Source organism: Candidatus Pantoea multigeneris, from assembly GCF_011752615.1.
Lineage (GTDB): Bacteria > Pseudomonadota > Gammaproteobacteria > Enterobacterales > Enterobacteriaceae > Pantoea > Pantoea multigeneris.
On record NZ_VWXF01000010.1, the window covers coordinates 24,262 to 49,843 of the forward strand.

Annotated in this window: 21 protein-coding genes; 15 read left to right on the forward strand and 6 right to left on the reverse strand. The window is 51.1% G+C overall.

The features are described 5' to 3' along the window. Positions 1–444: 444 nt before the first annotated feature. The 6 genes from F3J40_RS19470 to F3J40_RS19495 all read left to right on the forward strand — a co-directional run bounded on the left by F3J40_RS19470 (position 445) and on the right by F3J40_RS19495 (position 8,520). Entirely contained in the window at positions 445–3,504 is a 3,060-nt protein-coding gene (locus F3J40_RS19470; RefSeq protein ID WP_167017271.1) for a response regulator, read from the forward strand. A 95-nt stretch (positions 3,505–3,599) separates the two neighbouring features. After that, entirely contained in the window at positions 3,600–4,202 is a 603-nt protein-coding gene (locus tag F3J40_RS19475) for a helix-turn-helix transcriptional regulator (protein ID WP_167017273.1), read from the forward strand. 144 nt (positions 4,203–4,346) lie between these two features. After that, positions 4,347–5,270: a glutaminase B gene (gene glsB / locus F3J40_RS19480; protein ID WP_167017275.1), complete on the forward strand. Its 924-nt coding sequence runs from the start codon at positions 4,347–4,349 to the stop codon at positions 5,268–5,270. A gap of 183 nt (positions 5,271–5,453) precedes the next feature. Further along, a complete protein-coding gene (locus F3J40_RS19485) occupies positions 5,454–5,858 on the forward strand; it encodes a DUF2946 domain-containing protein (protein ID WP_167017277.1) in 405 nt (134 codons plus the stop codon). A 66-nt stretch (positions 5,859–5,924) separates the two neighbouring features. Beyond that, positions 5,925–7,676, forward strand: a complete 1,752-nt coding sequence (locus F3J40_RS19490) for a DUF2534 family protein (RefSeq protein WP_167017279.1) — start codon at positions 5,925–5,927, stop codon at positions 7,674–7,676. A gap of 136 nt (positions 7,677–7,812) precedes the next feature. Beyond that, a complete protein-coding gene (locus tag F3J40_RS19495; protein WP_167017281.1) occupies positions 7,813–8,520 on the forward strand; it encodes a pirin family protein in 708 nt (235 codons plus the stop codon). A gap of 29 nt (positions 8,521–8,549) precedes the next feature. Here the strand turns inward: F3J40_RS19495 and ahr are convergent, their stop codons facing one another. Next, a complete protein-coding gene (gene ahr, locus F3J40_RS19500; RefSeq protein ID WP_017348731.1) occupies positions 8,550–9,566 on the reverse strand; it encodes an NADPH-dependent aldehyde reductase Ahr in 1,017 nt (338 codons plus the stop codon). Between the two features lie 308 nt (positions 9,567–9,874). Here ahr and F3J40_RS19505 point away from each other — a divergent pair, with 308 nt between their 5' ends. The 3 genes from F3J40_RS19505 to F3J40_RS19515 all read left to right on the forward strand — a co-directional run bounded on the left by F3J40_RS19505 (position 9,875) and on the right by F3J40_RS19515 (position 12,920). Further along, entirely contained in the window at positions 9,875–10,795 is a 921-nt protein-coding gene (locus tag F3J40_RS19505) for an alpha/beta fold hydrolase (RefSeq protein ID WP_370659869.1), read from the forward strand. Positions 10,796–10,860: 65 nt separating this feature from the next. Continuing rightward, positions 10,861–11,601, forward strand: coding sequence for a response regulator (locus F3J40_RS19510; RefSeq protein WP_167017286.1), 741 nt, complete (start codon positions 10,861–10,863; stop codon positions 11,599–11,601). Further along, complete coding sequence (locus F3J40_RS19515; RefSeq protein ID WP_167017288.1) at positions 11,598–12,920, forward strand: sensor histidine kinase; 1,323 nt, start codon at positions 11,598–11,600, stop codon at positions 12,918–12,920. Before F3J40_RS19510 ends, F3J40_RS19515 begins: the two co-directional genes overlap by 4 nt. Here the strand turns inward: F3J40_RS19515 and F3J40_RS19520 are convergent. Continuing rightward, positions 12,905–13,114, reverse strand: coding sequence for a hypothetical protein (locus F3J40_RS19520; protein ID WP_369410957.1), 210 nt, complete (start codon positions 13,112–13,114; stop codon positions 12,905–12,907). The two genes, F3J40_RS19515 and F3J40_RS19520, sit on opposite strands and share 16 nt — an antisense overlap. 240 nt (positions 13,115–13,354) lie before the next feature. Here F3J40_RS19520 and F3J40_RS19525 point away from each other — a divergent pair, with 240 nt between their 5' ends. From F3J40_RS19525 to F3J40_RS19540, 4 genes are all read left to right on the forward strand, one after another. Further along, positions 13,355–13,915, forward strand: coding sequence for a DsbA family protein (locus tag F3J40_RS19525; protein WP_167017290.1), 561 nt, complete (start codon positions 13,355–13,357; stop codon positions 13,913–13,915). Positions 13,916–14,007: 92 nt separating this feature from the next. Beyond that, a complete protein-coding gene (locus tag F3J40_RS19530; RefSeq protein WP_167017292.1) occupies positions 14,008–14,928 on the forward strand; it encodes an extracellular solute-binding protein in 921 nt (306 codons plus the stop codon). A 2-nt stretch (positions 14,929–14,930) separates the two neighbouring features. Continuing rightward, positions 14,931–15,701 carry a molybdate ABC transporter permease subunit gene (locus F3J40_RS19535; RefSeq protein ID WP_167017294.1) on the forward strand — a complete coding sequence of 257 codons (771 nt, stop codon included), beginning with the start codon at positions 14,931–14,933 and terminating at the stop codon, positions 15,699–15,701. 432 nt (positions 15,702–16,133) lie between these two features. After that, entirely contained in the window at positions 16,134–18,686 is a 2,553-nt protein-coding gene (locus F3J40_RS19540; RefSeq protein ID WP_167017296.1) for an autotransporter family protein, read from the forward strand. Here F3J40_RS19540 and corA read toward each other — a convergent pair whose 3' ends face one another. The 3 genes from corA to F3J40_RS19555 are packed head-to-tail and all read right to left on the reverse strand — an operon-like array spanning position 18,687 to position 20,680. After that, positions 18,687–19,655 carry a magnesium/cobalt transporter CorA gene (gene corA / locus F3J40_RS19545; RefSeq protein WP_167017298.1) on the reverse strand — a complete coding sequence of 323 codons (969 nt, stop codon included), beginning with the start codon at positions 19,653–19,655 and terminating at the stop codon, positions 18,687–18,689. Positions 19,656–19,694: 39 nt separating this feature from the next. Then, positions 19,695–20,018, reverse strand: a complete 324-nt coding sequence (locus F3J40_RS19550; RefSeq protein ID WP_167017300.1) for an AzlD domain-containing protein — start codon at positions 20,016–20,018, stop codon at positions 19,695–19,697. Next, positions 20,015–20,680 (reverse strand): AzlC family ABC transporter permease, encoded by a 666-nt coding sequence (locus F3J40_RS19555; RefSeq protein ID WP_167017302.1) that lies wholly within the window; start codon positions 20,678–20,680, stop codon positions 20,015–20,017. Before F3J40_RS19555 ends, F3J40_RS19550 begins: the two co-directional genes overlap by 4 nt. Before the next feature lie 103 nt (positions 20,681–20,783). On the opposite strand from F3J40_RS19555, the gene F3J40_RS19560 reads away from it, so the two are divergent. Next, complete coding sequence (locus tag F3J40_RS19560; protein WP_167017304.1) at positions 20,784–21,335, forward strand: helix-turn-helix domain-containing protein; 552 nt, start codon at positions 20,784–20,786, stop codon at positions 21,333–21,335. Between the two features lie 230 nt (positions 21,336–21,565). On the opposite strand, the gene bamA is transcribed toward F3J40_RS19560, so the two are convergent. Beyond that, positions 21,566–23,974, reverse strand: a complete 2,409-nt coding sequence (gene bamA / locus F3J40_RS19565) for an outer membrane protein assembly factor BamA (protein WP_167017306.1) — start codon at positions 23,972–23,974, stop codon at positions 21,566–21,568. 426 nt (positions 23,975–24,400) lie between these two features. Between bamA and F3J40_RS19570 the strand changes: the two genes are divergently transcribed. Then, the gene (locus tag F3J40_RS19570) at positions 24,401–25,582 is read left to right on the forward strand and encodes an NAD(P)/FAD-dependent oxidoreductase (protein ID WP_167017308.1); all 1,182 of its coding nucleotides are present in this window, start codon (positions 24,401–24,403) and stop codon (positions 25,580–25,582) included.

Genomic DNA, 25,582 nt, shown 5'->3' on the forward strand with positions numbered 1-25,582 from the left:
ATGGAAAGGTATTTTCCGACTTAATCACATGAACACGTAACATGTTTACAAAAATTTTATTTTCCATTTGTTCAGTGTGTTATCTCTGTTTTTCCTGTTTTGGATCACATTCTTGTTACTATCAATTAAAGTAATCAAGACAAACGCTGTTATACAAAAAATAGTTAGTAGTTCCAACAAGATATGTCTGCTTTGCTCATTTATCCTGTTTATGATTGAGGACAGAATGATAGTCTCACATTATTAATGTCCAAAGCCTACTTCAAAGATTAACAGGTTGAAAAGCACATTTTTTTAATCGTGATCAAGTTTTCTGCCTACAAATACAGGTTATGATTTCACGTTACAGGTTTTTTCTTGCTCCACATAACAATGACAACAGTATAAATATTTTAACCTTTAGCCAAAATTAGCCATCCTTGTCCCATCAGGAATTACTGCAATATGCGACGCTTACTACTTTGTTTAATGATTCTACTGTTTATACCAGGGAGCCTCTCCGCAATCACCGCCCAACCGTTGGTGGTCACGCCTCGGATATCGCTTGTAGAGCTATCCGTCGCTAAAAGTGAAAAAAACAAAGCCTGGCTACAACAACAAAAAAGTCTTCAAATAGGGGTTTGGGGCGAAGTACATCCTCCTTTCTCAATTCTTGCCTCTAACGGTATTTATCAAGGTGTCATCGCTGATGTGATTGGTTTAATGCAAAAAAGCATCGATTTACCCATTCAGGTTTACGGGTATCCCGATGCTGCAACGGCATTATCTGCCCTGGAGAAAGGCGAGATCATGATGCTTCCTGTATGGCAACCAGAGAATGCATCAACGGATACTGCACTGCTGACACGGCCCTGGCTTCACGATCGCTGGACGCTATTGGCACGCCACAATGACAGGCATTTAATTAAAACCACCGGTATCGTTGAGGGCAACGAGGTATCGCGACAGAGTAAAGCCTCCTGGCCCAGCGGCGTAGCGGTTCGTTATATGAAATCTTATTCTGCTGCGTTAAATGACCTCTCATTTGGCCAGTTAGATGCTGTGTGGATCACAAAAATATCTGCTGATTACTTACTTTCCACCGCATCGCTCCCCCCTCTTCCGCTCTTCACTGCAGCTACCCAACCGGCAACTCTTCATTTTTCTGTTAATCGCCAGCACCCTGAACTGCTGGAACTTATCGATGATGTGTTGAGTGCCATGCCTTTGACTCATAAGACCCAGCTGGCCCAAGGATGGGGGATCCCCCTTGAGGCACTCATTGATGAAAAAGCCCCTGCCGACGTGTTACAGCAAAATATCACGGTCATTGTCGACACACGCCAACGTCCACTCACTTTTGAAAATAAAGAAAAGCAAATCTCAGGATTGTTAATTGATCTTCTGGCCTTGATAAAAAGAAAATTCAATATTGATTACCAGTTAATGCCTGCTCATGACGATGCAGAGTTAGCAGTGCTAATACAGCGCTTTCCTGAGGCTCTGCCACCAGCCAAATGGGTAATGCCTGAAGAGACTACAGGGCGCAGTTTGGTGCCAGACATCCATTGGCTAACCAGTCAATCTGTCGTGCTCTTCAGGAATACAACGCAACAGCCGCAAAACTTTTCGCAACTGCCGGGAGAGAGAATTGCTATCCTGCGAGATGATCCGATATTGAACTGGCTTGAGACTCACCATCCCACAGTGCGGTTAGTTTTTGCTGACTCCATTCCACAGGCAATGTCATGGCTAAAAAACAATCGGATCCGTGGCATGTTGATGCCTCTGATACAGGCAAATTATTTACTCAGCGAGCCGGAATATAGCGATGTTAAAATGGGTATTGCGTTACCCGCTTCCGACCTGGTTTTTGCCAGTCCTCTATCGGAATCATCAATATCCGGGCATAAGCTCAAAGTCGCACTTGCGACCATCACGCCAGCAGAGATCAATCATCTGATTGCAAAATGGCGTGTTCCCGCCTCAACATCTTCAGCCCCCCCTGCTGCCTCTGAGTCATTATCTCTGGGTTGGATAATACTGGCTGCCGCTTTAGTGGCAGGTCTATTGGGCGCTATAACGCAACATCTCAGAAGGAAAAAAGCCTCTCTTTCCATCACTGCGGCAAACACGCCCCAGATGGCGGTTCACCCCAGCACATCACAACGCGTTTTTTTGCAGCATATGCACCATGAAATGGGCAATCATCTGCATGCATTACGCGGTTTATTAGATCTGGAATTGCACAAAAAGCCCCTTTCAGCAGAAAGCCATGAAAACCTCAGTACCATGCAGGAGACAGCCGCGCAGCTCACTTTTCTCGCTACAGCTCAGCACGATTTTATTGCACTTGCTGACACTGACTTACCAGGGAAAATCAGGCCAATAGTATTAGCGCAGCTAGGGGAAACCATTGTTACGTGGGCGAATTCGCGCGCACTCGCACAAAATATCACCCTCAATTTCCAGTATCGCCTCTCGAGAGATGAGTATCATTTGAATGTACTCGCCGTAACGCGAATTCTGCTTAGCTTAGTCCTTAATGCCATCAAACACAGCAAGGGTACCCGGGTCACACTTTTTGTTGCAGAAAGCCCCCCTTCAGGTCTGTTGTTTGAAGTCGCGGACAATGGCACTTTTGCCGACAAAGCGGAGAGTGCGCGGGCCAGTTCACTCTGGGGGGAAACGGGCCTGAATGTTGAGGAATGTAAACGCCTGGCGAAAGGAATAGCGGGCACTGTCTCATGCGAAACACCCGCAGGCCAGGGCACAATTGTCTCTCTCTTGATCCCAATTGCACCCGTGGCGGAATGCATACCTCCACCTGTCCCAACTCGCGTTCCCGTGACCATTTTAGTGGTTGATGACCACGCGCCTTCCCGGCGGCTTTTAGAAACCCTGTTGCAACAGCAAGGTTGTCAGGTCCTTAGCGCGCAGGATGGTGCGGAGGGATTAAAAGTATGGCTGGAGAACCGATCGGTGATTCATGGGATTGTCACCGACTTAGCGATGCCAAACATGGATGGATACGCCCTTGCGCGTAAAATTCGGCAGGCTGAGATGGATTCTTCCTTAATTATTACCGCATTAAGCGCCAGTGATGACTTTGCCACGGTCGAAATGAGCCTGCAGGCCGGTATGAACGATTGCTTGAGCAAACCGTTAAACGCGGCTGCGCTTAGGGTCTGGCTACAGTGCCATTTTCAGTCCCCTCACCAGAACACGTCTGCTATCCCCTCGACACTCATTTCTGAACACTATCAAGAGTGGCAGGAAATAAACCACGCTGATATGGCTGCATTGCGTCAGGCCTGTGAACAAGAGGACCGTAAAGAGATCGCACGCCTTGCACATCGACTGATCAGTACAGCACATCTGGCAAAAAATGATGACCTGAAAAAATACTGTAAGATGCTCGAAAAAGATGCTTTTCAATTTAATATGTCTGAAATAAAGAACATGATAAACAAGATTGATCCCTTGATCGCTGAGCTAACATCAGCAAACCAGAAAGAAGGGTAAGATCATCAGTGTGACGATGCCCTTTCCAAGACCATACTTGTATAGATAACACATTCACTCTTTTAAGATGCGGGGTCGCTGAGTGAGGGTTGAATATGAAAAAAATCATGATTCTGGATTGCTGCCCGTTAGTCCTTATTGGACTTGAGTACACCTTGTCCCGCGCGGGATTTGAGGTTTCAGACCCTATCCCGCCTGATGACAGCTTTATTTATTCTCTTTTTATCAATGAACCTGATATTTTAATCATTGACCCGACAAAACAAACAGCACCTACACTTGCTAAGGTCGGTCAATACTTGCAGACAAGCAAAGAAACCAGGCTGATTATTTTTTCCTCATATTTAAGTGCATGGCATATCTCTCGTAGTCACCATCTGTTCCCCGATGCCTTTATCAACAAATCTGAATGCCTGTCAGTAGTTGTATCTTCTCTGACCGGGTTACTGTCTACACCCGATACCTTTGACACGAATCCTCGTGTATTGAGGGAAGATGATAATTGCCTTTCCAGGTTAAGCAACCGCGAAATGCAGGTGTTAAATCTGATAGCTTCGGGTAAAAAGAATAAAATCATTGCAAACATCATCGGCTTAAATAATAAAACCGTCAGTACTTACAAACGAAAAATCATGAAAAAACTCAACTTCGGCAATGAGCGAGATTTAATCGATTTTACGTTGCGACAGGGTTTATAACACTTCTGTAATAGAAAAGGTAAATTGATAAAAGTGCGTTTACTCCAGCAGCGAGCATTCACACTTTATCACGTTGCCTGTTGACCGGCTGCTACACAACCCTGATGATACGCGGCAACGATAAAACGCACCGGAGAAGGCGTTGTGCCTGAGCTCAATCAATCACTTCTGGATCACATTCTTGAGGAAGTCCGCCCACTGACCCGTAAAGGAAAAGTGGCTGACTATATTCCTGCTTTGGCTGAAGTCTCAACCGATCACCTTGCGATAGCTGTATGCACCGCTGACGGCACGTTGTATCAATCTGGCGATGCAGATCGGCGTTTTTCCATCCAGTCCATTTCAAAAGTCTTGTCACTGACCGTTGCCCTGACACGTTATCACGATGATGAAATCTGGCAGCGTGTCGGCAAAGAGCCTTCAGGGCAGCCATTCAACTCTTTGGTACAGTTAGAGCTGGAAAAAGGAAAGCCACGTAATCCCTTCATCAATGCAGGCGCACTGGTGATTTGCGATATGCTGGAATCACGGCTGACTGCGCCACGACAGAGAATGCTCGAGATTGTCCGTCAGCTAAGCCAACAAGACGATATTCAGTACGATCGTGACGTTGCGCGCTCAGAGTTCGACCACTCTGCACGTAACGCCGCTATCGCCTGGTTGATGAAAGCATTCGGGAATTTTGACAATGATGTCAGCAGCGTCATGCAGACGTATTTTCACTACTGTGCCCTGTCCATGAGCTGCGTTGAACTGGCACGTTGTTTTAGTTATCTCTCTGGTCACGGCAAAATAGCAGGTAGTGATGCCAGTATCATTACGCCGCGTCAGGCACGCCAGATCAACGCATTAATGATGACCAGCGGCATGTATGATGGTGCAGGTGAATTCGCATGGCGTGTAGGGATGCCAGCGAAGTCTGGCGTGGGCGGCGGCATTGTCGCCATTGTCCCAGGGGAGATGAGTATTGCGGTGTGGTCACCCGCCCTGGATACATCAGGGAACTCTCTGGCAGGTATTGCGGCGCTGGAACTGCTGGCGGAGCGGTTGGGCCGTTCAATCTTCTGATCGCACTTTCGCCGCGATGGGATAAGCATAAAATCACCCTGATAGGTGCAATACGTCGCACTCTTTAAGCAAAAATGCAAAAGGTGCGACTTTTTTTGCTTTTAGACCGACTTTTTTTAACGTTTATATCCTGAAGGCGTTACACTGCCGCCTCACTTTTGGTCCGGTTAGCACGTTGAACAGATGAAGTTGTTTATCCCGCGCTTGCAACAGAAGATCACCGCCAGCATCGCCATTTTGGCCGTGCTGCTGCTGTTCATCGCGCCAGTGGTGTCTACTTCCCTGATGGAGCACACCGCGCACACCCGTGAAAATGCATCAATGGCGGACATGCCAGGCATGAATATGGCTGCAATGCCCGATCATGAGATGCAAGATCACGCTGAAATGGGTGTCGTCTGCGGCTATTGTGATCTATTGATCCATGTGCCGCTGATGCTGTGGGCATTTGTCCCCTTGCTGTGGTTGGTGCTCTGCCTTGCACGCTGGCTACCTCCCCTGCTCAGCACACCACTGCTGGCAGTTCACCCAGATTTCGAGCATCGTCCCCGCGGCCCTCCCAAGGCTGTTTTCATCATTGCCAGTTAATACCAAACACAACGCTTTTCGCCCGTGCGAATAAGCTCCTGTGCCTGAATTTCAATGTGGGGAACTATGTCCGCAACAACTTCTGCTGTGCCGCGCAGTGCAATCATGAATTTTGTGCGCCGTTTGCATTTTTACATCGGCCTGTTTATTGCGCCTTTTATCTTCATTGCTGCACTGACCGGTACACTCTATGTACTGACGCCTCAGTTCGAAAACTGGTTTTATCACAGTGCCTTGACCGTTCAGTCTGAAGGAGAAGCTAAGCCCTTAGCCGATCAAATTGCGGCTGCACGCAGCCGGGTGGGTGAACAACAGCGCATCTACGCGATCCGCCCAGCACCAGGTCCTAATGACACCACGCGAGTGCAGTTTGTCGAACCGGATTTGGGCGCATCCAAGTCACGCTCGGTGTTTGTAGATCCTTATACCTTACGTATCACCGGTGATATGCCCGTTTACGGTACCACCGGCGTTCTGCCTATTCGTACCTGGCTGGATGATCTCCATCGTGGCCTGCTTCTGGGTGATATTGGACGTAACTACAGTGAACTGGCTGCTTCATGGCTGTGGGTCGCAGCCGTTGGTGGCGGTATTTTGTGGCTGACGTCCCGTCGTAAGCCTAAACCGGCACAAGCCAGTGCGGGGTTCTCTTTTGCACGCCACTGGCATATTACGCTGGGTCTGGTGCTGTCTGTTGGGCTGATTTTCTTTTCCATTACCGGGCTCACCTGGTCGCAGTGGGCGGGAGGAAATATTGACCGCTGGCGCGCGGACTTAAACTGGCTGACTCCGCAAGTTCGCACTGCGCTGGATGGGCAGAGCGTGGCCGTTAACGATCCCCATGCCGATCATCATGCTGCGCCATCAGCGATGGCTGACATGGATATGGGAGATATGGATATGTCCGGGATGGCAATGCCCATGGCGGCGTCCAGGGTTCCGGTAGTCCAGGCTAATGCGGATAATGGCGACTGGCAACGGGTGCTTCAGGCTGCGCGCGCAGCCGGGATCGACGCGGCAAAAGTCGAGTTGCGCCAGCCTAAAAGCGCCGGTCAGGCATGGACCGTGACAGAAGTTGATCGCCACTGGCCGAGCCATGTGGATTCTGCATCCATTGCGCCTAATGACTTTCATCTGGTTGATCATGTTCGCTTCGCTGACTTCCCACTGGTGGCAAAACTGACACGCTGGGGTGTTGATGCACATATGGGCATCCTGTTTGGCCTGCCAAATCAGTTACTCCTTGCGGCCTTCGGCCTGGGATTATGTGCCCTGATCCTAATGGGATACCGCATGTGGTGGTTACGCCGCCCTGTGGTTGCCACGCAAAATCCGGTGGAAACCTTGTTAGCTAGCTGGTTGGCATCACCTCTGCCTGCTAAAGTCGTTGTGCTGTTGCTGGCTCTGGGCCTGAGCTATGCCTTACCAGTGATGGGAATCAGCCTGCTCGCCTTTGTGTTGACGGATATTGTACGTTGGCGTTCATCACAGCGTGTCACGCAACCGCAAACCGTCATTGCACCTGAACAGCAATCACCTTTGGCAATAGTGCAACTGCGTATTGCAGCCAAGCGCAAAGAGCTGCGTAAATTTCTCTACGCCGTGGCCGTGCTGGCCGCTATTGTTGCCAGCGTCATGGGGAATGCCATTATTGGTGGCGTTATTGATGAGTACCACCTCACATTATCCCATTGGACGGTGGGGATGTACCTGACGCAGGGCTTTATGATTGTACTCTACACCGGCGTCTTCACCGGATTGATGTCGATCCCGCTGTGGTATTTTTTCCTCGGCGAAAGCGACGAACAAGGTAAATAACGGTGTTTATCTATCGGGCTGGAGACAGCCCGATATTATTCAAAAATAGTGAACAAGCTGAACAATTCTCCCCGCTGTTGTTAATTCCTCACTGCTTTATGATCTCAAGCCATACACCCCAACTTGCGGAGGATATATGGCTGAAATCGTGCGTGCCCATGGCGGCCAGCTGTTTGAATATGGCCCATTAACCGTGCGTCGCCTGAGGCCGGAATCCGGTTTTACCCCGATTACGCGCATTGACCTGATTAGCATGAAAACCGGGGCAATCATTGAGGAGCATCCTCAGGTCAATGATGAGATCCTGAGCTATGTCTGGCGCGGATCAGTGGTCGATCAGCATACCGGTGGGGAACGCTATACGCTTTCTGCGAAACGTACGCTGTTGATTAATGCTGCCAGCGAGATTCGCCATACTGAATCCGCACCGCTCTATCAGGCAGAAATGTTACAGGCGGTCATTCGCCCTTCTCTCGCCGAAGGGACCAGCCGGGTGCAGATGCTGGAACGCAATGAAAGCACAGCAGAAAACCAGTGGACCCTGCTTGCAGGACCGGAGAGCAGCAATGCTCCCCTTGTCTTACGTCAGGATGTCGCCATCTACGATATAAAACTGGGCCGGGGTGAAACGGTTTCCGTGCCTGAGGCTAAGGGGCTTAACAGTTGGTTAGTCGTGCTTGAGGGGGTGGTAAATGTGGATGGCTCTCGTCTGCATAAAGCGGACACACTCAGTAGCCATACGCCACTCAATAGTGTGACGGCTGAGCGAGATGCACTCATGGTACTGTTTATCGTTGATGATGCCGCTCCCGTCGTCGCGAGCGGCAGTTGGAACGGCCAATAATCTTAGCGCGCGTCATCGCGCGCTATTGATTAAAAATCCGCTTTCAATACTACACGGTAGTGTGCTTTACCTGCCCGCAGATGATCCAATGCGTCATTAATTTTCGACATTGGGAAATACTCTACGGTTGGAGCAATGTCCGTACGTGCTGCCAGTTTCAGCAACGAGCGCAGCTGCCCAGGCGAACCGGTTGAAGAGCCCGCAACGCTGTGGTCACCCACAATCAGGCTAAAAGCAGGCACGTCAAACGGCTTCATCACCGCACCCACGGTATGGAATTTACCCTGTGGAGCCAGAGCGTTGAAATACGGGAGCCAGTCGAGAGAAACGGCCACCGTACTGATAATCAAATCAAACTGTCCCGCCAGTGCAGCCAGCGCCTGAGGATCACGGCTGTTGACCACACGGTCAGCACCCATTGCCAGAATAGTGTCAGTTTTACCGGCGGTAGAACTGAATGCCGTCACTTCGGCCCCCATCGCGCGCAGAATTTTAATCGCAATGTGGCCCAGGCCACCAATGCCGATCACACCCACGCGGCTGGTCGCCGAGATGTTATGCATCAATAGCGGTTTGAATACGGTGATCCCGCCGCACAGCAGTGGGCCTGCGGTTGCCGGGTCCAGACCTTCCGGCAACGGGATCGCCCACTGCCAGTTAGCACGCAGCCGTTCAGCAAAACCACCATGGTTATTGATGGTCGTCACTTTGCCCGCGCTACAGTTCACCTGATCGCCGCTGATGCAGGAATCACAATGCTGGCAGCTTTTCGCCGACCAGCCGATGCCCACACGCTGCCCCAGGCTCAGACCTTTATTTTGCGCACTGGAGCCCATTGCCACAACGCGCCCAATCACTTCATGTCCGGCCACCAGAGGGTAAGTTGAACCTCCCCATTCGTTATCAATCATGGAAAGATCAGAGTGACACAGGCCACAGTAGTCGACTTCAACTTCGACGTCTTCTGCAGCCAGATCCCCTGCATCATACTCGAATAACTCCAGTGCTTTACCGGCTTCTAATGCTGCATAGCTTTTGATTTTCATGCTTTTCCAGTGTCCTCATTTAACCCTGACTAGCCTAACAACTCCGAAACCTGGCGTCTTAACAGAATCCGCGCTGAGAAGACACATACGGACTTATTTTGTATCACACTGTATCTGGTTCGCCCTGACATACACAATCCTGCAACAAGCCGTCGTTTTGAACACATTCCCGCTACACTGGCGTGATGTTATGTCACCGGTCGATTAGATGATTAACGTACAGGGGACTGACGATGACTGGATTACCTAAATTTATTTCACCGCGCGCAATCAGCTTAGCACTGGCTTGCTGTGCTGGGTTCGCGTCAATGGCTCATGCCGCGGACACTAACCCTTTCGATAACGTCAAACAGATTCATGCCGGTGTGCTGAATGTTGGCTACGTGGATATTGGCCCGCGTAATGGCCCTGCGGTCTTTCTGTTGCATGGCTGGCCTTATGACATTCATAGCTATGAAAAGGTTGCCCCACAACTCGCCGCACAAGGTTATCGGGTTATTGTGCCTTATTTACGCGGTTACGGTTCTACGCGCTTCCTTTCTGCCGACACGCCGCGCAACGGGCAACCTTCGGCAATGGCCCGCGATATGGTCTCGCTGATGGATGCGTTACACATTCAAAAAGCGGTATTTGCCGGATTTGACTGGGGTGCACGCACCGCGGATATCGTGGCGGCTCTCTGGCCAGAGCGGGTGAATGCGCTGGTTTCCGTCAGCGGCTATTTAATTGGCAGCCAGCAAGCCGGTAAACAACCCCTCCCGCCTCAGGCGGAATTACAGTGGTGGTATCAGTTCTATTTTGCCACTGAGCGTGGTCGTGAAGGTTACGCGCAGCATACCCATGATTTCGCCAAATTAATCTGGCAACAAGCCTCTCCGGGTTGGAAGTTTAGCGATCAAACCTTTAATCAGGCAGCAAAAGCCCTGGATAACCCAGATCAGGTCGCGATTACTATCAGTAATTATCGCTGGCGTTTAGGTCTGGAACAGGGAGAACCCCAGTATCAACAATATGAGCAGAAGTTAGCAGCGTTTCCACCCATCACCGTGCCGACGATTACCCTTGAAGGGGATGATAATGGAGCACCACATCCTGCACCGGCCAGCTACCGCGCAAAATTCGTGGGCAAATACCAACACCGAACGCTACAAGGAAATATTGGCCATAACCCACCGGCAGAAGATCCCACCGACTTTATTAAAGCGGTTGTAGATGCCAGTCATCTTTAATTAGCGTTATAGTGCTGAGCGGGCAGCAATCCATGTTGCCGCCCTCTTATTCAAGGAGTTGAGCAATGGAACACGTTGACCATATTCTGGTGGTGGATGACGATCGTGATATACGCGAGCTGGTCACGGAATATCTGATTAAGTCAGGCTATCGCGCCACTGGTGCGGCAAATGGGAAAGAGATGCGTGCCGTGTTGGGTAACAGCCATATTGACCTGGTGGTGCTGGACATCATGATGCCAGGTGATGATGGACTGACACTCTGCCGACAGCTACGTAACGACACTCAACAGAATTTGCCCATTCTGATGCTTACCGCGCGAAATGAAGACAGCGACCGTATTCTCGGGCTGGAAATGGGCGCGGATGATTATCTGGTTAAGCCGTTTGTCGCACGGGAACTTCTGGCCCGTATTAAAGCGATTTTACGGCGAACCCGCGCACTCCCCCCAAATCTGCAAATCACTGCGCCAAACCGGGTGATTAGCTTCGGCGACTGGCAACTTGATACGACTGCGCGCCATCTGCTGGACCATGCCGGTACCGTTGTGGCGCTGAGTGGTGCGGAGTACCGGTTGTTGCAGGTGTTTCTCGATCACCCGCAGCGGGTGCTGTCCCGTGACCAGTTACTCAATCTGACGCAGGGAAGAGATGCTGAACTCTTTGAGCGTTCAATCGATTTGTTGGTCAGCCGGTTACGTCAACGCCTCGGTGATGATGCCCGTGAACCCGCCTGTATTAAAACCGTGCGCAGCGAAGGCTACGTGTTAGCGATGCCGGTCAAAGTGCAAGAGACATCGCAATGAAACTCACGCTCTGGCCAAGATCCCTGCTCTACCGCCTGATCGTCATGACCGTCCTGGGTTTATTGCTGGCCAATGCGCTAACGCTGTCACTGCTGCTGTATGAGCGAATGGGCAGCGCACGTAAAGTGATGATGAGTAACCTGGAATATGATGTTGCTACCAGCGTCGCCATTCTTGACCGCCTCCCGGCGACCGAACGTCCACAGTGGCTAAAAAAGCTGGCGCGGAGTAACTATAGCTATCAACTCAATGCAGGCGAGAATGGCGAGTGGCCGGACAGTTGGCGCACACGCCCAGCAGTACGTTCCTTACAACAGACACTGGGCGGCCACTATCCGCTGAATATTGTCTCATTACCTGGCGACCGTCCTCATATCCAGGCACATGTACAGTTGCATGATGGCACACCGCTGACGGTGGATCTCTGGCCGAAAATGCCCGCGATAGCATGGTGGTTGCCGATCACCGTGCTTATCCAACTGGCTTTATTGCTCACCTGTAGCTGGTTTGCAGTACGCCAGGTGGTGAAACCGTTTACCCGCTTTACCGACGCGGTCAATTCGCTGGAACCCGGCACCCAATCAAAGGTAACGCTGAATAATCACGGGCCAGAAGAAGTGATGCAGGCAACCGCTGCTTTTAATGCCATGCAGCTGCGCATTGATAACTATCTCAAAGAGCGCGCGCAGATCCTGGCCGCGATCTCGCACGATCTTCAAACGCCAATAACGCGCATGAAGTTGCGCGTCGAGATGGCAGAACAACCGGCACTGCGCGATAAATTGGTCGAAGACCTGGATAATATGACTCGGCTGGTGCGTGAAGGTATCGCTCTGGCACGCGCTTCGCAGACACTGGAAGAACCGCGTCAGTGGATGAGCATCACCGCCTTTGTTGATGTTTTATGCTGCGATTATGCCGATGTCGGGCACCCAGTGACATTCTCAGTAAATGGCACCGATCATCCCTTTATGCTGCAACCCCAGGCACTGCGTCGGATCATGACCAACCTTATTGATAACGCATTGAAATTTGGCGAGGTTGCTCAGGTCACGCTACATTTACCTGCGACGGGAGAGGCGTTGATCAGCGTGGCTGATCACGGTCCGGGCATTCCAGAGCAGGAACTTGAAGCGGTGCTTCAACCCTTCTATCGTGGTGAATCCTCCCGCAATCGCGAGACGGGCGGAACCGGGCTCGGCCTGGCGATTGCAGCTCAGCTCAGCGCACAGATGGCAGGAAAATTGAGTTTACATAATCGTGCGGAAGGAGGTCTGGAAGTGCAACTGCGTTTACCACCGTCTCAATCCAGCTCATGATTTAAGGGTGAACGAAACGCATGCCTTGCTGCCTGCATGAGTTGTTCACCGCTGACGGTCGCAGGCAAACGTTGCAGGACTTTACTGGCTTGCCAGTAACACAACACCATCAGTTCGTCGCTTTCAGTTTCGGCGAGCTGGTGCAACCGGCTTCGCAGCGAGCGCACATCAACCGTTTGCTGCTCGTTCAGCATATCCGCAATCGTTTGGTTGATGAGGGGATGGAGAGCTCTCCATGAAAGATCCGAAAGCAAAACTGACCTCGACATAATGGCAAAATAGAGAAGATGAAACGCAATCATTGTGTTGTGATAACGGTTACATTATAGCTTCACTTACCGATTTCAACCAAGTTATGAGTCACATAAATCAAGAATCCGCTGACTGATACACTTGTTGCCGCAATCACCCAATTACGTTTACAAGGAAAGCCGATGTCTCAGAATACACCACTACACGCTGACCCACTGGTATGGGGTCATGGTTCTCAGGTTTTCGAGGTATTTCTTGAACCTACTTGTCCTTTTTCTGTGCGCGCCTTCAACAAATTTTCCGATCTCCTGCAACTTGTGGGCGAAGAGAAGATGACGTTGAAGATCCGCCTGCAGTCACAGCCCTGGCATATGTATTCAGGGGTGATTGTGCGATATATCCTGGCAGCATCAACACTGCCCGCAGGAAAAGAGGCTGCAAAGCAAGTGATGCAGGCTGTTGCCGACCACCGCGAAGAATTTGAATTTACCGATCATAGCCATGGCCCGAATATGGACGTCACGCCAAATCAGCTTATCGACCGTCTTGCACAGTACAGTGGCGTAGATGCACGAGAAGCATTTAAAGCGGCCGGGTTGCAGAATGAAATCAAATGGCACAGCAAGTATTCGCGTCAGAACGGGATCCATGTGTCACCGACCTTTATGATTAATGGCCTGGTGCAACCTGACATCGGCAGTGGCGATGATATCGCTGACTGGGCGAAGCGTATTCTCGCCTGATACGCATTTTGGCCCGAAGCAGTTGTTGCTATAAGGTTTAAGCCACGGCTGCGATGATCGGGCAGATTATTTCCCTACAAGAGAATAATGGAATGAAAAAAAGCTTAGTCGCTGCCGCATTATGTTTAGCGGGGATCGGTGCAACATTGTCGGTACAGGCCGCAACAGATATTCGTGTCACCTATGCCGGTTCAATGGGCAAGGTCATGGATCAGAGCCTCGGCCCTGCATTTGCCAAAGCCAACGAAGGACACTATGAAGGCCAGGGCCAGGGCGCTTATGGCATGGCGCGTTTACTGGCGAGCAAAAAGATTACGGCGGATGTGTTTGTCTCGATTACCCCAGGACCTATGCAAATTCTGAAAGATGCCGGTTTGATCGACAACGCCGTTCCGGTCGCCAGCACCAGTATGGTCGTCGCGTGGAGCCCTAAAAGCCAATACGCTCAACAGTTTGCTGCTGCAAGTGGCAGTAATGACAGCTGGCTGAAAGTGCTCTCGACGCCGGGCCTGCGCTTTGGCCGCACTGACCCAATCAATGATCCTAAAGGTCAAAACATCATCTTTACCCTGTTGCTGGCGGAAAAATATTATCACCAGCCGGGTATTGCAGAGAAAATCCTTGGCGGCGTACAGAACCCGGCTCAGGTGAACCTGGAAGGTGGATTACTCACCCGCCTGGAAAGCGGCCAGGTGGATGCAGCGGCAGGCTATGAGAGTGAAGTGAAATCGGCGCATCTGCCCTATGTCGCTTTACCCGATGAGATCAATTTAAGTAACCCGGATCAGGCAAAGAAATGGTATGACACCGTGAGCTTTGCCGTGAAAGACAGCAAGGGTGAAAGTAAAACCCTGCACACTCAGCCACTGGTTTACTATGCAGCGGTCTTAAAAAATGCCCCACACGGTACACAGGCAGGCCAGGCATTTGTTGATTTCATGCTGAGTAAAACCGGTCAGCAACTCTATCAGCAGAACGGTTATGCGGCACCTAAAGGCGGTGCGCTGTACTAAGTATGAAAAAAAAATCTTCAGCAGCGCTTTGGTTATCCCTGCCCGCTTTACTGTTGCTGCTGTTGCCTTTTTTAACCTTGATTGGCATCACGCAGTGGCAGCACTTTCAACTGGCATGGGGTGATAGCCACGCCATCGCCACATCACTTGGGTTGGGGGGGATTGCGCTGCTCTTGATCATTGCCAGCGGCCTGCCGCTGGCGTGGTGGCTCTCCCAATCTAGCGGTAAAATACGGGTAATCGTCGAGGTGCTGGTCTTGATCCCGATGCTGACCCCCCCGCTCGCCCTGGGGATTTTACTGGTCTCTGCGTGGGGGCCCTATAGCCCGGCTGGCGAGTTGCTACAACGGGTTGGCGTCACCCTGGTGAACAATCCGGCGTCGTTTGTGATGGCTCAGTGGTATGGCGCGCTGCCCTGGTTTGTCATCAGTGCGCGTTCCGCTTTTGCCACTGTACCAACGCCCATTCTGGAAGCAGGCATGATGTTAGGCGCTTCCTCATGGCAACGGTTCTGGCGGCTGGCGATCCCGGTTGCAGCACCAGGGTTGGCAGCCGCTACCGTGCTGGCATGGGTTCGGGCGATGGGAGAATTCGGCATCGTGATGATTTTTTCCTATTTCCCACAAGGGATCCCGGTTCAGCTGTACAACAACCTGCAAAACGATGGCGTCGATGCCGTCTACGTATTGATGTGGCTGCTTTTGCTGTTCACCCTTCCGCTGCCGTTAGCCTGTTTTCTGTTAACACGAAACGCCTTTCGACGCGCGCTTTAATCAATAAGCAAGGGTGATATGCCCTTGTTTATTGATTTACACCTCGCAGATCGTTTCAAAAGCGACTGCTTTTTAGTAAACATCAGGAATTATTTAACCTGCATCACAAAGCCATTCATCCCTTAACGAAATAATCACATACCTGGACTAGCCCTTAATTTACAACCTATAAAAACATCACTGTTTCTGGGGAAAGCCATGCACAGACCATTGAATGCGTATCTACTCCGCCAGCTCAAGTGCCTGGCGACAATAACCCTCTTTTTTATCTTGCCCAATATAGCCTTCGCAGCCTGTAACGATCACACACCTGTATCTGGCGGCAGTGTTATCTGTAATGGGGACGTACCCAATCCCGATCCTGTTTCAGTCATCAGTCCGACCGGTGCCAGTAATAATAATCTGACTGTTCAACCCAACAGTGGACTTACCGTGAACAGCGGTAATGCCGTATCGCTAGCGGATGGAAGTACGGTTGCAAACGCGGGCACCATTAGCGGCCGTCTCAGCGGTATCACATTTCGGCAAGGAAATAATACGGTGATAAATAGCGGCACGATATCCGCCACCGCAGGACCGGCCATAACCTTTAATGGAAGCGGTAACAATCTGCTGATTAATACCGGCACATTGACCGGTGCGGGTACGACTACGGTTAAATTTGGTGCGGGGGCTGATAGGTTTGTGATGGATGGAGGCCAGATTAATGGCAACCTTGATCAAGGCAGTGGTGACGACAGCGCGGTAATTAATGGCGGTAACATTACGGGTAACCTTGCTCAGGGCAGCGGAATCGATGATTTCGTGATGCACGGTGGAACGCTGGGTTCACTGGCGCAGGGGGATAATCGCGATACCTTCACCATGACCGGAGGAACCATAACCGGGGCATTTATCGACGGTGATGTAGCAACGATGAGTGGTGGCTCAATCGGCCGCGTTGATATGAAGCTGGATAACAATATCTTTACGCTCACAGGAGGGCAGATTGTCGGAAACCTGGTCACTGGGTTTGGCAATGATACCATCACGGTCACGGAGGGTACGATTGGCGGCAACATCAGCGTCAGTGGCGGTACAGATAGCGTCACAGTAACCGGTGGAAATATCAAAGGCCAAATCCTGATGAGCAGCGGCAATGATAGCTTTCTCTGGCAGCAAGGTGGGGTAATTCAAGGCGCAATTCTGATGGGCAATGATAATGACCGCGCGACGTTACGCGATTTATCCCTCAACACCCTGGCCAGTACGCCACAGCTGGATGGCGGCAGTGGTAATGATACGCTGACGCTGGATAACGCTATCGCGGATAATCCTGCGCGCTTCACTCAATGGGAAACCATTAATCTGCAAAATCACGCCGCGCTCTTTTTGAGTTCTCCTCTGGTCCTGGGGGATGCCACCACGCAGACCGGAACAATCAATATTGATAATCAAAGTCTGTTGTATGGCGGTGAATCGGGGGATAGCCAGATTAAGCCTTATAACGCAGGTCAAAGGGTGACACTGCATTCCGCCGGAACACTCGATCTCACCGATGGCGGCACCAGTACAGCAGACACTCTGACGGTTTATGGTGACTACATTGGCGATAACGCGGTGCTCAAGCTACAGACGAAACTCGGCGATGAAAATTCCCCCACCGACCGCTTCATTATTTCAGGCGGTGAGGCCAGCGGTACCACCGAGATCCAACTCTCCAATATTAACGGCCCGGGTGCTTACACCGCAGGAAATGGCATTGAGCTGATTAGCGCCATCAACAATGCCACGACGCGTACTGGCGCATTTAATCTTGCGGGAGGTTCCGTTTCCGCCGGTGCCTATGAGTATGTCTTGTTTCGCGGGGGAGTGACGCCCGGAAGTGAGGAAAACTGGTATCTGCGCAACCAATTGATTGCGCCAGCCTTAACCAACCCATCTTCTCCTCCATCAGAGAACCCAACCCTTCCGCCGGATGAGCCGCAACCCGTGGTAGCCATTCCGCAAGCCGCTCCCGGCAGCCCGACGTTACCGGCAGCACAGCCCGGCTCTGACCCCGTCCCACTCTATCGCCCGGAAACCCCGCTCTATTCAGCGTTGATGCCCGTCGCGTTGGATCTTGGCATATTTACCGTTGGGACTTTCCATCAGCGTCAGGGATCGCAGCGTCTGCTGTCACAGGACAACGATATGCCCGCAACCTGGAGCCGCGTTGAGGCTCAGCACCACCAACAACAGTGGTCTGGTGACGCCGCACCGGGTTTTGAGGGCAATCTTGCAACCTTCCAGATAGGACAAGATCTCTGGTCATCACACAGCAGCAATGGGCCAGAAAATCGTGCTGGCGTGTTTTATAGCTACTCATCAGCTCGGGGGGACGCTAACGGCATGATCTTAGGCTTCAAGAACCAACAGGCTGGCTCGCTCAGGCTAAACGCCAATAGTTTCGGTGGTTACTGGACGCATCTGCTGGAAAATCGAGCCTATATCGACGCTATCGCGGCATGGAGCTGGCTAGATGGCTCCCTGGATTCAGTGCGTGGACTGGGAGGTGATATTCACGGGCACATGCTCACCGCCTCGGTTGAAATGGGATGGCCATTGCCGGTGAGTGAACACTGGTCCATTGAGCCACAAGCGCAGATGATTGCTCAACATGCGGCACTGGATACCCTCAATGATGGTATTGCCACAGTAAACTGGGGCTCTGGAAAACGCTACAGTGGACGAGTCGGCGCGCGTCTTGCCGCAAACTATGGTGTTGTTGAACCCTGGCTACAGGCAAATGTCTGGCATACATTTCAACATAGCGGAGAGGTCACACTGGGTGAGGATGTGATTCGCAACCAGCAAGAAAATACCGCACTGCAACTGGCTGTAGGTATCGCTGCGCGCATCAGCGAAGAGACCCGCATTTATGCCAGTTTCAGCCATATGAGCGATCTGGACAGCCAACACCGTAGAGATGATGGTGGAAGTGTTGGCGTGCGAATCAGCTGGTAGCTATAACCAGCCAGACCGTTTGAGTTTGCGATAAATACCAAAGCAGACGATAGCGGTCAATCCTACTACCGCCGGATAACCAAAGCGCAGCTTTAGCTCCGGCATATCGCTAAAGTTCATGCCGTACATGCTAAACAAAATGGTGGGGACGATCAGAATGGCACCCCACCCCGCCAGCTTTTTATTGATCTCGCTTTGCTGAACGGACACCAGCGCCAGGTTAACCTGCATTGCGCTGGTCAACATTTCGCGCATATCTTCCGCATTAATGGTGACATGGTGCGCATGATCCTGAACATCTCGCAGATACGCACGCAGGCATTTAGGGATCAAGTCCTCATGAAAGCGCACCAGTTGTTGGCACATTTCAGGCACGGGCATGGCGGCATTACGCAGGGTCAGGAGTTCACGCCGCAGACGATACACCTGTTCCACGGTATGTCGGTTAAACTCCGTGCTGAACATATTATCTTCCATGTCGGTAATGCGTTTGCTGAGCGAATTAATGATATTGCCATAATTATCCACGATAAAATCGAGAATGCAGTACAGCGCATATCCCGGCCCCTCGCGCAGCATATCGACATTTTTCTCCGCTTTTTCACGTATCGAAGCATAGCTCTCTGAAGGACCATGACGCACAGAAATAAGGAAATTTTTACCGACAAAAAAGTGTGTTTCGCCAAACACGATCTCATCCTGATCGGAGAGATGAGCCGTATTCACCGCGATGAACAGTGATTGACCATATTGTTCCACTTTAGGCCGCTGGTGGGCAGTGAGCGTGTCTTCTATAGCCAGTTCATGCAGATGAAACTCCTGTTGCAGTTGCTGCATAAATTCTGGCTCGGGTTGATATAACCCCAGCCAGATAAACGCGTTATCGTCCTTGAGTGCTTCACTGATGTCTGCAATTTCAACCTTTTCCTGCCGCTTACCTTCGCGATACAGCACGCAATTTATGACCATGACCCAGCTTCCTTTGGTTAGCTTCAGTTAAGCACCGTCTTAACTGACACCAACATAGCGCAAAATCGCCGTCATGCAGGCTGCACCCACAATAATAAAAATCAGCGGCACTTTCCGCCAGGCAAGAAACACAGCAAACAGGACACCTGCGACGCGGGCTAATCCGGCAAAATGCGTCCCTTCGTATAAGGCAGAGGTGGCGGCAACGGACAGTAACAGCACCGTTGCGGCGTCTGAAAGCATACCCCGTGCCTTTTCCGACATTGTGAGACGATTTCCCAGCCGAAAACCGGTAAAGCGAATCAGATAAGTGCCAACGGCCAGCAGGAGAATGCCTGCGATCATTAATCCGTTATGTGTCATTTCCTGTCCCGCCAGGCCAGCAAACCAAGTAATGAGAACAGCACCGGCAAGCCTGTCGGGACGAAAGGCACCGCCAGCAGGGAGAGCAATGCACCGCTGCCCGCAGGGATCCGGGTTCGACGCTGGCGTAGCGCGGGAAAGATCAACGCAATCAGGATTGCAGGAAATACCGCATCAAGGCCGATAGCTTTAATGTCCGGGATAAACTGACCGATTAATGCCCCGCCCACCACGCTAAGGGGCCAGATCAGCGCAATCCCTAAACCACATAGCCAATATGCTGCAATACGTTTTTCCCGCGTAGGTTGAGAAATGCCAAAGACCACACTTTCATCGTTCATAATGTGGCACCCCAGCAATCCACGCCACCCTCTGCCAGGCAGTTCGCGCACGGCAATGCCGAAAGGAAGATGTCGCGCGTTCACCAGTAAGCCAGCCGCTGCCGCGGTAAAGGGGCTTCCCCCACCGGCCACGATCCCAATAAACAGAAATTCAGACGCCCCAGCCAGGACCAGAGTAGACAATGCAATCGGCACCCACAGCGGAAACCCATCCGCAGCAGCCAATGAACCATAGGAGAGCCCAACAATCGCATCGGCGATGCACACCAGAAGAATAGCCTTGATCACATCCCGACTGAGGGGGATACGCCGTTCAGACATCACAATTTCGTCTCATAATGAACACAGATTCCATTATAATGAACACTGAGATACCGTTTTACAAGTCGAACGTTTCGTTCGATATAAAATAACAGGAGCTATTGTGACCCCACCGATCCACCTGATTTCTCAGGGGCTGGTACGAGAGCGCCAGCGTGCTGGTTTATCGCTGGCGGAAGTCGCGCGCCGGGCGGGCATTGCCAAATCGACACTCTCTCAGTTGGAATCCGGTAATGGTAATCCCAGCATTGAGACGCTGTGGGCGCTATGCGTAGCGCTGAACATCCCCTTTGCGCGTTTGATGGAGCCGGAATCGAAACGCATGCAGGTGATCCGCCGTGGAGAAGGTCCGGCTGTCAATGCAGAACACGCGAATTATCAGGCAACGCTGCTGGCAACCTGTCCACCGGGTGCCCGGCGAGATATCTATCTGCTGACGGCACAACCCGGTTCACAGCGCTGTTCACATCCCCACACGCCAGGCACGGTGGAGCATATTATTGTGACCCAGGGACGTGCGTTGGTAGGGCCGGAGGAATCTGCTGTTGAACTGAATCCGGGTGACTATATTTGCTATCCAGGGGATATTCCGCACATTTTCCGCGCACTTGATAGCGATACATTAGCGGTGATGGTACTTGAACTGCCAGGTTAAACGGAGTGAACAGATTATTTTCCGCCCGCTGACGACAGTGCCCTGAAATAAAAAAAGGCCATCTATAAAAGATGGCCATTAAAACGCATAATAACGGATGTTTTGCGAACCTTCATTCCCTGAACATTGCACAATTTTATATTACGCCACTACTTTCCCTTTTTCTGTTCTGCTCAGTAAAAGTTTATGTAAAGGTACTGTCTGGCTCTGCATGATTTTATTCACGCCGATCAGAACGTTTTACCGATATTAAACTGGAACTGTTCTGACTTATCACCACTGTATTTCTTGATAGGCACAGCATACGAGAAGACCAGTGGGCCAAGGGGTGACTGCCATTGCAGTGCTACACCGCTGGAAACGCGCAGGCGTGGTGTGCCGTAGTCAGGTATACCTGCGGCAATCGTTGCCGCTGTGTTCTTCCAGCCGGTATCCCATACGGTACCGCTATCAACAAAGAATGAGGTACGCAGTGAGTTAGCATAACGCTCGCTGACAAACGGTGTCGGCACAATCAATTCTGCGCTCAGCAATGCCATCGCATTACCACCCACCGCATCATCCGAGGTACTGACCGGACACGCACCGTAGCTACTTTCTGTGCCGTTGCATTTGTAGTAAGCCGCTTTCGGACCAATGGTATTACTTTCAAAACCACGAACTGAACTTGAGCCACCGGCATAGAAGTTGTCATAGAATGGCACTTCTTTACCGCCCAGACCATCCGCAAAGCCCGCTTTCGCACGTCCCATTAATACCCAGCTATGACTGCTGTTGAGCGGTAAATAGCCATTAGCAGAAGCCGTGGATTTATAGTAACTGTTGGTCGAACCTGGCACGGTTACTTTGGTGGTGAAGTTAGCAGACACACCAGAGGTCGGGAAGAATCCGCGGTCCAGTGAGTTATAACCCCATCCAATGCTGGCGAACACATCATTAGCCGACATGGACTCATCGCTAGTGCCAGTACCCACCGCAGGATTAACCCCTTGCGACTTCAGGTAACGCCACATAGCGACCTGTGGAGACATGTCTGTGACGCGGTTGAAGACATAATCCAGCCCAAGGTTTACGCTGTTGTTTTCACTGATCGGGAAGCTCAGATTGCTGCCAAAGCCAAGACTTTGCAGGTTATATTCCGACAAATCATTATCTTCTGCGCTGTACTTGTTGTAGAAGACTTTCCCGCCAAGGCTAACACCGTCTACGGTGAAATAGGGGTCCGTCGCCGCAACTTCAACGTAGGTTTGATAATCATTACGTGTACCACTGAAACTTACCGTGTTTCCGGTACCTAACCAGTTGTCCTGGGAAACCCCCAACTGGAAACTGACACCGCTGTCGGTACCAAAGCCAACACCGATGTTAAATGTCCCGGTGTTGCGCTCTTTCACTTTGTAAACCACATCCACCTGATCTGGCGAACCGGCCACAGGCTGAGTCTCTACGTCCACATTTTCGAAATAGCCGGTGCGATTCAGGCGTTCTTTACCTTGATCCACTTTGTCACTGGCCAGCCATCCGCCTTCCATCTGGCGCATCTCGCGGCGTAACACCTCATCTTTACTGGTGTCGTTTCCTTCAAAGATGATTTTACGCACGGAATAACGGTGCCCGGCATCTACATTGATATGCAGTTTGACGGTTTTGTTGCCATCGTCGATTTCAGGCTGGGTAGAAACCTGAGGGAAAGCGTAGCCGTAGCGTCCAAGCAGCTGCTTAATCGCATCTTCTTTCTGGGTGATCAGTTTACCGTTATACAACGACCCCACAGGAATGGCGGCCAGACGCTCAATTTCAGTGGAGTGCCCGGCCATATTTCCGTTGATCTCTTCGCTGGCAATGGTGTACTTCGCCCCTTCAGTGATGTTCAGGGTGATGTACAGCCCTTTCCGGTCTGGCGTCATGCTGACCTGGGTGGAATCAAGGTTGAAACGTGCGTAACCGCGATCAAGATAGTAACTGCGCAGGCTTTCCAAATCGCCGCTCAGCTTCTGCTTCTGGTATTTACGGTCAGCAATAAAGTTCCACCACGGAACCTGGTCACGGAGCTGGAATTGCGACAGCAGTTCGTCGCTGCTAAAGGCCTGATTACCCACAATGTTAATTTGTTGAATCTGCGCGGAAAGCCCTTCAACAAAGACAAATTTCAGATCAACACGATTGCGTGGCAAAGGTGTCACAACGGCTTTCACCGTGGCGGAGTATTTGCCTACGCTGTAGTAAAAGTCCTGGAGCCCCTTTTCCATCGAGGCAATCATGGTGCGATCGAGGGCACTGCCTACCGTCACACCGGAAGCATCGAGGTTTTGTTTCAGCTGATCGTCTTTAATCGCCTTATTACCAGCAAAGGTGATACTGGCGATCGTAGGACGCTCTTTTACCTTCACAATCAGTCGGTTGCCGTCACGCAGGATCTGCACATCTTCAAAATTGCCAGTGGCAAACAGTGCACGGATCGTCTGACGGATATCATCATCCGAGACGGTTTCCCCCTCTTTGACTGGCATGCTCAACAGTGCAGCACCAGGCGTAACACGCTGAAGTCCTTCGAACTGAATATCGTTAATAGTGAGGTCGTCTGCATGACAGGCAGCCGACCCGAGAAAAAGCAGTAGCGCGATGAGGTTGCGATTCATTGAATTCTTAATGCCTGTCCGTATTTAAATACCCGTTTGGCCGCTGCATCGCCGGGTAAGCGACAGAAAAAAACCAGAGTCAGATTCTGTATTAGCTTGCCATATCAGCGTGCGATTATTCCCTCCTGAAGACAAAAGGTCACAGAGAAAATTCATCAGCAACACGGGATTTTCTTTTCCCTTACATAAAGCTGAAGGAAAAATGAAATCCTGATTTTGAACAAATTAGGGCAGTGAAAAAATAACAAAACGTATTCTTCACAGTTTATTTTCGATGAAATTACACATGGTGCCCTGACCTTCTATATTTGTATGTTGCATAAGGTCATCAATTATCCCTATGACCCCTCTAAGTTGCATGTCCCCGGGAGGTGGTACGATGCTTCATGACGGTAGAGGCAATTTTCACATGATGAGGTGTTGCAGATGGCACAACGGATAGCAGTGATTGGAGCCGGTGTTTTAGGGCTTTCTCTGGCGCGCTCACTGGCGTTCAGTGGAGCAAAAGTGACTGTGTTTGAACAAAACACCGCCGGGAGCGGCACCAGTCAAACCAGTTTTGCCTGGATCAATTCGAATGGCAAAACCCCGCAAAGTTATCATCAGCTCAATGTGGCAGGCATTGATGAACATAAGCGCCTTCAGCGAGACGCTTCCACTTCGACACCGTGGCTGCTGGAAACCGGAACATGGGAGTGGGCAACCGATGAAGGCATTCAGGCGCAACTGGAACAACGGGCTGAGCAGCTCAATACACAAGGCTATACGGCCTGTGCTGTGCAACGTAAAGCCTTGCTGGCACAATTTCCTGAGCTACGCCTTGATCCCCGGATTCGCAAAGGATGGTATTTTCCCACTGAATGTTTGCTCTACCCCAGTTTATTTATCGCCCGCCTGTTAGCCGATATCCGCTCTACGCCGACCCTTTTCCGCGAGAAGAGTGAAGTTGTCTCAATTGAAGAGTCTGCTCATGCAGCAAAATTAACCCTGGCGAGCGGTGAGTTCTGGGAGGGGGATCAGGTGGTGATTGCGACGGGCCGTTGGTCCCCTGAGTTAAGCGCTCAGCTTGGCTGGCAGTTGGACCTGGTCAATTCGAATCAGGGTGGAAAAAGAGCCTGTAGTCTGTTGGCACGAACATCTGCACTCCCCTTGCAGATCAACAGCAATATTATTACGCCTGAACTCAATATACGGCCTGATGGCGGCGGTCGCCTTCTGTTGCAGGCATTAGACCTCGATGATCATACTGATCCTGCACGCTCACCAGCGCTTGATGGCTTAATCGGTAAGGAGTTTTTACGTCGGTTACGTCGGCTGTTTATCAATACTGAGGGCGCAAGGATAGAGCAAATTGAGACGGGACAGCGCGCGTTACCGTCTGATGGCTTACCTGCAGTGGGTTACCTGACCCCACTGCAGCGCACCTATTTACTTGTCACGCATAGTGGCATGACGTTGGCACCCATTCTGAGCCGTTTGGTGACAGAAGAGATGATTAAAGGGGATCGCTCGGCGCTGTTAGCCAGTTACGGGCCTCAGCGCGTGCTGAAGCCATTATCCGGTATAAAGTCACCCTCACCCCCAGCTTATCTTCCATCGGCCCAGTAA